The following is a 12,412-nucleotide window of genomic DNA, read 5'->3' as shown; positions in this document are numbered from 1 at the left end:
AAAGCCCCTAATCTGAACAGACCCCCATAAGTTATGTTCAACTTATGGGGGTCTGTTCAGTGCTATGTGTCCGTTCAACGGGCGGTGGTTTTTTTGATTTAAGAGAGGAGTTTGTTAATAACGATATTGCTTGATAAAGACTTAATGACGGAAATGACGCATACCGGTGAAGACCATGGCGATACCGTGCTCATTTGCGGCAGCGATGGTCTCATCATCGCGCATAGAACCACCTGGTTGGATAATCGCAGCAATACCCACTTCTGCTGCATTGTCGATACCATCACGGAACGGGAAGAAGGCATCAGATGCCATAACCGCGCCTTCGGTTGCAAGTCCAGCGTGCTCCGCTTTAATAGCAGCGATACGAGCTGAGTTAACACGGCTCATCTGACCTGCACCTACACCGATGGTACGCTGACCTTTAGCGTAAACGATGGCATTAGATTTAACGTATTTTGCAACGTTCCAGCTAAATAGTAAATCAGCAATCTGCGCTTCGGTTGGCTGCACGTCTGTGACGATTTTTAAGTCGTGAGCCGTAATCAAGCCCAAATCTTGCTCTTGCACCAGCAAACCACCATTCACACGCTTATAATCAAGCTGACGGTCACGTAGCTCAGGTGCTGGCAAATCGCCGCAAACCAAGACGCGAACGTTTTTCTTCGAAGCAGTCGCCTCTAACACACCGTCTTCGACACTTGGGGCAATAATGACTTCAACAAACTGATTGTCGATAATGGCTGTAGCGGCTGCAAGGGTTAACGGGCGGTTAAAAGCGATGATACCGCCAAAAGAAGACTCAGGATCGGTACTGAAGGCAGTGCGATATGCTGCTACTTGATCGATATCTACAGCAACGCCACAAGGGTTGGCATGCTTTACAATCACACAAGCAGGCGTGCTAAAGGCTTTAACGCATTCAAGCGCGGCATCAGTATCGGCGATATTGTTATAAGACAAGGCTTTGCCTTGCAATTGCTTAGCAGTAGCAATAGATGCTTGCTTGCTTTTTGAAGAGTTATTTTCAACATAGAACGCCGCCTTTTGATGCGGGTTTTCACCGTAGCGAAGGTCTTGCACTTTTTCTAGCTGAACGTTAAAGGTACGTGAAAAACTCTCAGGCTCTTGGCTCTCATTAACACGGCTACCCAAAAAGTTTGCAATCATCCCGTCATATTGTGCAGTATGCTCAAATGCTTTAACCGCTAGGTCGTAACGTAGGGTAGCGGTCAATGCAGTACTGTCGCCTAATGCTTCAAGTACTCGCGTATAATCAGCTGGATCAGTCACAATACCAACGTGTGCATGATTCTTTGCCGCTGAACGCACCATAGTAGGTCCGCCAATATCGATATTTTCGATGGCATCATTCATGGTAACGTCACTACGTGCAATCGTTTCTGCAAATGGATAGAGGTTGACAACGACCAAATCAATGCGTTCAATCGCATGCTCACTCATCACCATATCATCTGTACCGCGGCGTCCCAAAATGCCACCGTGGATCTTGGGATGAAGTGTTTTAACCCGACCATCCATCATCTCAGGAAAACCCGTGTAATCTGATACTTCGGTGACAGCGACATTATGCTCTGTTAGCAAACGGAAAGTACCGCCAGTCGATAACAAACCAAACCCTGCCTGAATCAGACCTTGGGCGAATTCAACGATATTAGATTTATCGGAGACTGACAGTAGTGCAAGTGGGGCTTTACTCATAAAAAAACTTCCATAAAAAAAGCCTGACGTAAACGTCTGGCATGGTGATGATGACAATCAGTGTAGAGCATATCGTAAGTGATAAGATCATAAACTATAAACTGCCATAACAATGAAATCTTAGGGTAGGAGCGTGTCATAGATAAGGCTAAAGGTCATTATTAATTAACAGCCATGATGAAAAATACCAATCGATACTACATTAAACCATAAGTTTTGAGCTTTTTGCGTAGTGTACCGCGATTGAGACCTAAAATCTGTGCACATTTGGTTTGATTGCCGCGGGTTTTTTCAAGCACCACAGACAAGAGAGGTTGTTCTATCTCTTTTAGAATAAGCTCATATAAGTCAGTGGGTAGCTCATCACCTAACACTGCAAAATATTGTCGTACCACGCGTTCAACATGTATCCGTAAGGGCTCATGCGCGTGACCTGTATGATCTAAAGCAGATTCTACATCGCGGATTGAGCGATGGTAATCGTCTGTATAATAGTCAGCAGGGTTTTCAGTGCTTTGATTAACATGACTGGCATTATACTGTGCCTGTGGTGTCATAGGATAATGTCCTTGGGGTTAAAAAATGAAACCATGAGGCTATCGTTGCCTATTATATCAAAGTCGGCAGCTATCATTCTAAGAAGATGCGATGAATCAGTGAATATCACTCAGCTAACGTCAATAAATAGGGTTGATAGCGACTGTAGTGATTTGAGCATGAGCAGGGTTTTTGAGCAAGTTGTTCAAATTAAACATAACATATTGCGCAAAAAGCATTAGATCATAACCCACAGGCAACTTTAGAGTAGCGTCAAATACACAACATTTAACTACTACTCTATCGTAACAGATGTAATTTAATGTTGCTAGCCTGTAAATGTACCAGACAATCGCTGCCAATGCTGATCTTCTTGTGCAGTAAAGGCATGTTTAGGATCAAGCGCAAAATAAGGCTGGTAGGCTTCGGTCACTTGCTCAGTTTGTGACTCAATTAAACCGGCAAGCACGATGCGGCTCTTTGATGCCATGAGGGTCGCAAAATAAGGAGCTAGACCAATTAGAGGTTTGGCTAAAATATTGGCAACCATGACTTCTACTGCTGGTATGTCCTGCTGCTGACAAAAGATAGTGAAATCTTCTGGTAAAAATGCTTGTAAACGATTGTCGACCGAGTTGCGTGCCGCGTTTTGATTGGTTGCCAGTACCGCTTGAGGGTCAATGTCCACCGCATAAACATGGCGCGCCCCTAATAATAAGGCAGCAATACCCAATATTCCTGAGCCGCAGCCATAATCTATCACTACTTTATCTTTAAGGTCTTGTTCAGTCAGCCAATCAAGACATAGGCGAGTAGTAGCGTGGTAGCCGGTACCAAATGCTAAGCCTGGATCCATAATAATATTAGTCGCTTCAGGATTGGGTGGTGTCAACCAATTAGGCACAATCCATAAGTCATTGGCACACTCAATAGGCTTGTAATTAGACATCCATTCACGTTCCCAATCTTTGTCATCTACAGCACTTACCCAAGTACGACTTGCTTGTACTTGTGCTGCGATTTCATGACTGAATTGCTCAATAACATGACTGGTTCCAGCCTCTGTAGTGGCATCGAAGAGCCCTGTTAAAATTACCTCGTCCCATAGTGGTGATTCACCAGGAAGTGGCTCAAATAAAGGTTGGTCACCTGCGTCATCAAGTGCAATAGATAGAGCGCCTGCTTCTAATAATAGCGCCTCAGCGAGATCAACATTGTCTTTTTCGCACTGTAAGTGCAGTTGTTGCCATGCCATAAAAGTAACCTTATTTCAAAATAAAAAATGGATAATAAAAATTAACGACCGAATATAAAAGCCTATTTTAGCGCTTATATAGTCAGTCGTCATGGTTAATCAGAAAGATAGTGCTATTAGCGTAATGCTTGTTTGGCTTCTTTTATCACACGTGCATTACCTTGTGCTTGTCCAGACTGTAGGATAATTTGCCATAGTGCACGGCTGCGATTGCTGTCTTGAGAGACACTAAGACCACGCCGTCCCATTGCTTCAGCCTTACGCGGCTGGTTTTTTTTGAGGGCTACTTGCGCAAGATAAAAATATACTGCAGATGATTTGGGTGCTAGGCGCTGAGCTCGGGTAAAGCTGCTCTCAGCGCCATTTAGATTGCCTGCCTTTAATTGCTCAGTACCCACTTGTATCAGGTTGCGAAAAGCAGGCAAGTTGCCATTATTGGTAGGGGTTTTCTGACTGTGCTGCGAGTTTTGCCGCGCACGCTCTAGTAGTGCATTGTGCGACGGTGGTATGGATGGCGCATATATCACTTCATCTTTACGAGCAGGCGTGAGGATCACGGTATCAGGCTGAGTTACTATCGGAGTTTGACTCGTGCTTGGATTAGGCGCCACAATCACAGTGGGTTTTTCTTTTACCAATTCCGTTGGTGACTCTAGCGATACAGGTGGAAGATAAGGCTCAATAGGGTAATTATCATCAGTCTTAGCAACTTTAGTGCTCTCAATACTTTCATAACCACTGTGATCAGGGCTAGGGGTTTGCATCACTGTTATAGGCTGTGCAGGTTGTGTGGTTTTTTGACTACTGCTTGATGGCATGGTTTGAGCAGGAGGCGCTTTTATTGCAGTCGGTGCAGTCTGGCAAGCACTTAAGCTTAGCATGCCAAAACAAGCACTGATTAAAAGTGCTGTATGTAAATGCTTTGGCTGTTTTTTAGACTGAGTCTCAGTCATTTGCCGAGTCAAGAACGCTTGCAATATAGATAACGCCATATTAAAACCCTTTTTAAGTTTTAAAAATCTTAAAATCGTTCAGCTACTAACATGTAAAGTCAAACATTCAGCTATTACGACTGAAATAGAAGCATTTAACTAAAACCATTCAACGGCACGGTCGTACCAAGTATCTGCACGATTGGATGTATCCCCATCTTGCTCGGCATCATTGCTGTCATTATTAATGGCTTCACCATTTGGAATGTCTAATCCTTCATGGCGACGTTGCTTATTGATATTGCCTTGCTGATTTTGCCACTGCATTTGCTCACGCATACGTTCTTGTTGATATAAGCCGATAGCACAGCTGCTGGCTTCTTGTGGTAAATATGCTGACATTACAGGCAAGTAGCGTGCGCTGGCACAGCGCTCATTTGACAGCTTACCTGAGTTGTTCTCTAACCACAGCCATTCAATACCTTCTGGCTCAGGCAGCGCAACAGGTGTCAATTTTAGACGATTCATATAATCGACCCAAACTGGTAAAGCGCCGCTACCGCCACTAAGCCCAATAGGTTTATTGTCATCACGTCCAACCCAAACCACACTGACATAGTTGCCACTATAACCGGCAAACCACGCATCACGGTAATCATTGGTAGTACCTGTTTTGCCGGCAAGGTTTAGATTGCTACCAAGCGATTGTACGCGTCTAGCCGTACCGTTTTTAACGACGTCTTGTAAAGCATAGTTAATCAAAAAGTTGGTCTCAGGCGGAATGCTGCGCTGAGTATTTAATCCCGTACGCTGTAGGATACTACCGCGATCATCAATCACACTACGGATACTGTGGATAGGGGTACGGAAACCGCCCGTCGCAAAAACTTGATAGACCCCAAGCATATCCATTGGGCTTAGGTTGACTGAGCCCAATAATGCTGAAGGATAAGGTGGTACTTTTTCTTTAACACCCATGCGTTTTAATTGTTTAGCAAAGGTGTCGACCCCAAACTCCATCCCTAAGCGTACAGCGCTATGGTTATAAGACTGCGATAGCGCCGTGGTAAAGGGGATGTAGCCATGGTCACGATTGTCATAGTTTTTAGGATTCCACTCGGTACCGTCACTTAGACTGACCGTAATGGGAGAATCATCAACCGAACTTGCTAAATTATAGCGACCACTTTCGAGAGCGGTCATATAAATAATCGGCTTCAATAATGAACCTACTTGGCGTTTGGCATCGACCGCACGGTTAAAGCCAGTAAATTCGCTACCGCTACCCACGACAGAAACCAGCTCACCAGTTTCAGGGTTAGCACTGACTAGAGCCCCTTGTAAGTCCTTGGTTTTACTGCCACTACGGCGTAGCTCGCCAAGTTTTCTCTCAACTGCTTTGTCCGCTGCCAACTGGGCAATAGGGTCCATGGTACTGATGATAATCAGACCTTCGTTTTTGAGGTCATCAGAGTAATAAACTTTATTTAATTCGCGTTTGACGATGTCTAAAAAATCAGGGAATTGGCTTTTGCCTTCAACAGGCTTATCAACCACCCCAAGTGAGTTTTTTAATGCTGTATCATAGTCTTCTTGACTGAGCGTGCCAACAGCCAACATATTACTAAGCACCACATCACGGCGTGCTTTTGAATCGTTTGGATGACGACGCGGGTTATAAACGCTCGGTCCTTTTGCCATACCGACAAGCAGTGCTTGCTGATCTAGGCGCAGCTCATTGAGCGGCTTATCAAAATAAAACTGTGATGCCAACCCAAAACCATTAATAGAGCGTTTGCCGTTTTGACCCAAATAAATCTCGTTGAGATAGGCCTGCAAAATCTCATCTTTACTATAATGCAGCTCAAGTAGTACAGCCATCAAGGCTTCATTGGCTTTGCGCTTCATCGTACGGTCGGAATTGAGATAAAAGTTTTTGATCAGCTGCTGGGTGATGGTCGAGCCACCTTGGCGCGAACCGCCAGAGAAGTTATTGATGACCGCACGGGCGATACCGCGTATCGATACCCCTTTATGCTCATAAAAACCACGATCTTCTGTCGCTATCAGCGCATCAATAAGCGGCTGCGGTACTTGATCTAACGAGACAACCATGCGGTCTTCATTGCTATCAGGGTAAATACCGCCGATATTGACCGGCTCAAGACGAATAATGCCTGTTTTCGCCGGTATGGTGCTTTGTACCGACTCAATTTTATTACCAGCAATGGTCATTTTGATGACTTGTTCTTGGTCTATATCGTTGGCGCTATAAGTAAAACCACGTGTATGAATAAAATAGGTGTTACCCGATTTATGATAAGTGCCGGTGCGATCATAGGCTTTATCGCTTTGATAATTGAGCAACTCAAACCACGTCTTCATAGTGTCTTTATCGATATTGGCGCCTTTATACAATTCAAGCGGCTGCGAATAAACTTTGGCAGGAATATCCCAGCGTTTACCCTCAAACTTGTGGGTAATAGTACGATCAAGTTTGACCAAATACAGTGCCAATAGCACCATGCCAGCGATGACAATAATTAATAAAATACTACTAAACACCATGCCGCGCTGCTGGGAAGGTAGCGTATTGATAGCAGGCTTAGAGGACTGTGGTTGCTTAGAATGAGATTTTTGCACTGATGACACACCATTTTGGGATAAAAAACTGCCTCATAATGACGCAAATTGACAAATTTTTCAATCTATCATCATCAACACAGGCATTCATTCGCTCTCAGCGTTAAGGAGTTATACTACTGAGAGTCTCAGCTTATAGTATAATCTATATGAATACGTTGGTAATGATACTAATAGTATTAGCCGCTTTTTATCACTGTAGCGCTATATTTTTTAAATAAGAATAATGAACAGTGCCACATAGCATAATACAATAGCCATTTAAAATAGCGGTATTTATCGCTATCGAGTAGATCAGAAGAGAGCATTAACGTAAAGCAATTAGGTTAACGTTTTCTCTAAAGGAAATAAGTGCGATTATGTCCAGTATTCCATCTCCTATGCCGCCAACATCACCGACATTACCAAGGTCATCAAGTACCAATGCTTATTATCATGACAACTCTATAACTGAAGGTTTAGTACTGCCACTTGCCGGTCACTGTTTTCATTGTGGCGATCCAGTGCCGCAGCCGCCGTTTCATAGCGATATCTTGGGAAAATCGCGTGAGATGTGCTGTATGGGCTGTCAGTTGGCTTCACAAAGCATTGTTGAAGCGGGACTTGAGCAATATTACCTTGACCGTTCAGAGATTAACCGGACGGCAAGCTTACCAACGCAAATGACTCGCCTTGAGGCTTATGACCATGATGAAATAAAGTCACAGTTTGTCTATGCTCAAGACGGTATGTCGGTGGCAGAGTTATCGGTCAATAATTTGCGCTGCGCCGCTTGTACTTGGCTGATTGAATCGCGTCTCGATGAGTTGGATGGTATTGATAGATGTCAGGTCAATTTAACCAATCAGCGTATGCGCGTGATATGGGATGAGAGCAAGCTACCGATTAGCCGTATTCTTGCGGTGATCAATGAAATCGGTTATGAAGCCAAGCCTTATCGGCAAGATACCCACGAAGCGATGTTGGCTCGTCATAACAACCAGATGCTGATCCGGCTTGGTATTGCTGCACTCGGCTCGATGCAAGCGATGATGTATGCGGTGGCGATTTATTTTGGTGAATATAGCGATATGCTGATATTTCAGCGCGATTTTTTGCGTTGGGTGTCGTTATTTGTCAGCACGCCGGTATTCTTTTATGCCGGTGTTCCGTTTTTTACTTCAGCATGGTCAGCGATTCGTGCCCGCCAAGTCAATATGGATGTGCCCGTTAGTATTGCCTTGATTATCACATTTTTTGCCAGTCTTTATGCCACCATTACTGGGCAAGGGGAGACGTATTATGACTCGGTCAGTATGTTTATTTTCTTCTTGCTGGCAGGGCGTTATATTGAGCACAATGCGCGCCTAAAAGCGGCAACCATGGCAAATGACTTGGTGGTGGTCGAGCCGGTATTGGTACAGAAAATTGCTAAAGATAAAAAGGCAGCTGAAAGTATTTTGCAGCTATTAGAGCAAAATAGTAGCCCAAAAACAGCATTTGTTCATTCAGATTTGGATGAAGAAGATAAAGATGTTGCCAATCAGGAGAGTCAGCTAGCAACTAGTGAAATAAATAACCAAAGCGTCAAAAGTACTATGCCTAATTTTATGCAAAGCATGGATGCCGAGGTCTATCAGCTGACATCACGTATTGCTAAAGAATGGCAGCAGACTCGCAATCAGCTGTTAGCTGTCTCAAATACAAATGATGAGGCAAAAGAAAAGCAGATGGTGACTGCTCATAGCTTGCAAGTGGGTGATATCATCATGGTTGAGGCAGGTTCTGAGATTATCAGTGATGGTATCTTGCTAAGTCCAACCGCAACCGTGTCGCAAAGTTTACTAACGGGTGAAGGCGATTTAATCAGTAAGACTCAGGGCGATTATATCGTCGGCGGCGCGCAAAATGACAGCCAACCGTTTGAGATGCTGGTCACAGCGTTGCCAGAGGACAGCCAAATTGGTCTGATTGACAGGTTGATGAATCGGGCAATGAGTGAGAAACCAAAACTGGCACAGCAAGCAGATAAGCTGGCACGTTGGTTTGTTGCTCGCATTTTAGTACTGTCTGTTTTAGTGTTTATTAGCTGGTATATCGTTGACCCAAGCCAAGCGATTTGGGCAACAGTTGCAGTATTGGTCGCGACATGTCCTTGTGCGTTGTCTTTGGCAACACCAATTGCGCTCACTGTATCGACTAATCGATTGGCAAGTTATGGGTTTTTAACCACTCGTGGGCATACGCTGCAAACGCTTGCAGAGATAACCCATGTGGCCTTTGATAAAACAGGAACGTTGACCTATGGGAAACCCAATTTACTAAATATTGAGCTGCTTATAGATACGGCTGACATCACAGAGGCACACGAGCAAAGAGACGATGTATTAGCCATTGCGGCGGCATTAGAGGTGGGCAGTCGCCATCCGATTGCTCATGCCCTATTAACCGCTGCCTATCAGCTGCATCTGCCTGCTACACAAGCTTTACAACATTATCCAGCAGGTGGCGTTGAAGCAATGATTGATGGCGTGTTATATCGCATTGGTCATGTAGATTTTGCTTTAGATAAAACGAATAGTGATAATATAAGTAATGATTTGGTCATTGATTTGGTTGGTGCGCGCGCCAGCTCAGCGGTAGTTTTGTCTTGTCAAAAGGATGAATCAATAACGTGGCAAGCACTGGCATGTTTTTACTTTAATGACAAGGTACGTGATAGCGCTCAGTCTATGCTCGATAGCCTTAAAGCACTAAGTATCGAGCCTGTCATGCTCACAGGTGACCCAAGTCCGCAAGCCTTGGTGATGGCTGAGAATTTGGGAATGCAGTCGGCCTATAACGGTCTGTCGCCAATGGACAAGGTTAATCATATTCAGCAGTTGCAAGCTCAAGGTGCAGTGGTATTGATGGTTGGTGATGGTATCAATGATGCGCCGGTATTAGCAGCGGCAGACGTTTCAACCTCGATTGCTGGTGCAGCAGATTTAGCGCAAGTATCTAGCGATAGCATTATCTTAAACGGACAAATCGAAGCTATTATTGCTGCAAAACGTATTGCTGATAAAACGAAACGTATTATCAAGCAAAACTTGCGTTGGGCACTTATTTATAACGGTAGTATCTTGATACCAGCGGCTTTGGGTTATGTACCGCCTTGGCTGGCTGCGATTGGTATGTCATTAAGCTCACTGTTTGTGGTACTAAACGCCTTACGTCTAAAACGAGCTTAATTTAAATAAGCCTTTAATCTTTGCCCATAAAAAAACCGCCTTTATGAAAGACGGTTTCTTTATTTAAATGACTGCTAGATAGTGGTGAGATTAATCTTGTAAGTAGCTTAGTAGACGCATAAACTCGATGTACATCCACACGAGCGTTGCAAGAATACCAATACTAAATAACCATTCATAGTCTTCAGAAACGCCCATCGCAACACCGCGATCAATGTTATCAAAGTCCAATAGCAGAGTAAAAGAGGCGATAACAATCACAAATAAGCTAAAACCAATAGCGATAGCGCCACCTTCAAATAAGAAAGGTAAGCTTGAACCAAAGGCTAAAGACAGTACCCACTGCGCCACATAAACCAGCATGATAGCAATCAACGCTGAAGTAACAATTGAGCGGAATTTTTCAGTGACCTTTACCAGACCTGAACGATATAGACCTAACATAACCGCTGCTGTCACGAACGTTGCACACATTGCAGTCACTGGCACGCTAGGGTACATTCTCATGAAAAACAGCGAGATGCCACCCAAGAATATACCTTCTAAAAGTGCATAAGGGACGGCAAACGTCTTGGCTTTCTGTGGTTTAAAGGTAATAAAAATCGCCAAGCCAAAAGCAGCAAACATACTACCAAAGGCAGCCATCGTGATAAAACCTTGCGATAAACCTGCCATCAACGCATAAAAGAAAAATCCAATACCAGTAATAGCTGATAGCCCAAGCAATAAACTGGTCTTTTGAATCACGCCCTTCACCGTCATCGGCGCACCGCCGACGGCAAGCTCTGCGCGACTGACAATAGGATTGGCCATAAAGTTGTCCTCAATAAAATATCAATAATATAGATGTCAGCTACTTTAGCAAAACCGCTCTTATTGTCAACTGTGATTGCGTGACAGCCTTAACTAGAGGGTTATTGAGTAGTTAAACAGATACGCCTAAAACAGCGTATGTTGATTTTTATATGGGGTCAATTACGACAGTTAACAACGATAATTGATAAACATGCTAGTCTAATCGCCTATTTCTCGTTATCATTACTCTGTAATTTACCGTTATGCCGAGTCGTTTTATGGAAAACTCAGCGCAGTCCGCAAGATTGCCGCACCTACATGAGTCAGAGCTATTCCACGCTATCAAAAATCCAGCCTTTCGCCGTATTGGCTTGATGGGTCGTGCCAGAACGCGTAGCGTGACCCAAAGTATTGGGCAGATTGCCCAGATAATTAACGATATGAATCTCACGTTGATTATGGATGTACAAACTGCTAACTTGCCAACCTTAAATCTCACTGAGATTGAAAGAGTGAAAATCGTCAAGCGTAGCCTTATTGGCGAGATTTGTGATTTGGTTATCGTGGTTGGCGGTGATGGCTCTATACTTCATGCTGCCGAAGCACTGGCACGCTATCGTGTCCCTGTATTGGGCGTCAACCGTGGTCGCCTTGGGTTTTTAGCTGATGTTAAACCTGATGAAGCTGCCTTCAAGCTACGCCAAGTATTGATGGGCAATTATCAGTTAGACCACAGGTTTTTGTTGACGATGGAGATTCGTGAAGGTCGTAAGATTATTCATGAAGACATGGCGCTCAATGATGTGGTGTTGCACGCTGGTAAATCTGTCCATATGATTGATTTTCAGATGAAAATCGATGGACATGATGTCTATCGGCAGCACAGTGATGGTCTCATTGTGGCGACACCGACGGGCTCGACGGCTTATGCGCTCTCTGGCGGTGGTCCTATCATCCATCCAAGCATGGATGCGATATGTTTGGTGCCTATGCACCCGCATACGCTGTCTAGTCGCCCTATTGTAGTTAGTGGCACCAGCGAGATTTGTATCCGTATCCACGAGGATAACCGCACTCAGCCGATGGTCAGCGCTGACGGTAAACCAAGCACACCACTTGATCAAGAGCAGCGTCTGTATATTCGTAAACATCCTGACAAGTTAACTTTGCTACATCCACCAGGGTTTGATTTTTATGAAGCATGCCGGACGAAGTTGCACTGGAATGTACATGCTGAGGAATTCAGTCTCGATGTTGATGATGATATTATGGACGATGAATAAGCGTCTTTGTTAGACAAAAATGTGATATAAAAA

At 44.2% G+C, this 12,412-nt stretch carries 8 protein-coding genes; 2 read left to right on the top strand and 6 right to left on the bottom strand.

Annotated elements, in window-relative coordinates; all coding sequences use genetic code 11:
- Nucleotides 1-141 precede the first annotated feature (141 nt).
- The 5 genes from purH to mrcB all read right to left on the bottom strand — a co-directional run bounded on the left by purH (nt 142) and on the right by mrcB (nt 7,089).
- A complete protein-coding gene (gene purH / locus PSYC_RS07635) occupies nt 142-1,722 on the bottom strand; it encodes a bifunctional phosphoribosylaminoimidazolecarboxamide formyltransferase/IMP cyclohydrolase (RefSeq protein WP_011280738.1) in 1,581 nt (526 codons plus the stop codon).
- A 197-nt stretch (nt 1,723-1,919) separates the two neighbouring features.
- Nucleotides 1,920-2,189, bottom strand: a complete 270-nt coding sequence (gene fis / locus PSYC_RS07630; RefSeq protein ID WP_041758036.1) for a DNA-binding transcriptional regulator Fis — start codon at nt 2,187-2,189, stop codon at nt 1,920-1,922.
- 398 nt (nt 2,190-2,587) lie between these two features.
- A complete protein-coding gene (gene prmA, locus PSYC_RS07625) occupies nt 2,588-3,514 on the bottom strand; it encodes a 50S ribosomal protein L11 methyltransferase (protein WP_011280736.1) in 927 nt (308 codons plus the stop codon).
- 116 nt (nt 3,515-3,630) lie between these two features.
- Nucleotides 3,631-4,506, bottom strand: coding sequence for a tetratricopeptide repeat protein (locus PSYC_RS07620; RefSeq protein ID WP_011280735.1), 876 nt, complete (start codon nt 4,504-4,506; stop codon nt 3,631-3,633).
- Nucleotides 4,507-4,605: 99 nt separating this feature from the next.
- Nucleotides 4,606-7,089 carry a penicillin-binding protein 1B gene (gene mrcB, locus PSYC_RS07615; protein ID WP_011280734.1) on the bottom strand — a complete coding sequence of 828 codons (2,484 nt, stop codon included), beginning with the start codon at nt 7,087-7,089 and terminating at the stop codon, nt 4,606-4,608.
- A 359-nt stretch (nt 7,090-7,448) separates the two neighbouring features.
- Between mrcB and PSYC_RS07610 the strand changes: the two genes are divergently transcribed.
- Entirely contained in the window at nt 7,449-10,301 is a 2,853-nt protein-coding gene (locus PSYC_RS07610; RefSeq protein ID WP_011280733.1) for a heavy metal translocating P-type ATPase, read from the top strand.
- A gap of 90 nt (nt 10,302-10,391) precedes the next feature.
- Here PSYC_RS07610 and PSYC_RS07605 read toward each other — a convergent pair whose 3' ends face one another.
- Nucleotides 10,392-11,114: a Bax inhibitor-1/YccA family protein gene (locus PSYC_RS07605; protein WP_011280732.1), complete on the bottom strand. Its 723-nt coding sequence runs from the start codon at nt 11,112-11,114 to the stop codon at nt 10,392-10,394.
- A 260-nt stretch (nt 11,115-11,374) separates the two neighbouring features.
- Between PSYC_RS07605 and PSYC_RS07600 the strand changes: the two genes are divergently transcribed.
- Nucleotides 11,375-12,379 (top strand): NAD(+) kinase, encoded by a 1,005-nt coding sequence (locus PSYC_RS07600; RefSeq protein ID WP_227500318.1) that lies wholly within the window; start codon nt 11,375-11,377, stop codon nt 12,377-12,379.
- The last annotated feature ends 33 nt before the right edge of the window (nt 12,380-12,412 follow it).

The organism is Psychrobacter arcticus 273-4 (genome assembly GCF_000012305.1).
Taxonomy (GTDB): Bacteria; Pseudomonadota; Gammaproteobacteria; order Pseudomonadales; family Moraxellaceae; genus Psychrobacter; species Psychrobacter arcticus.
This window is presented reverse-complemented; position numbering and strand designations above follow the sequence as displayed.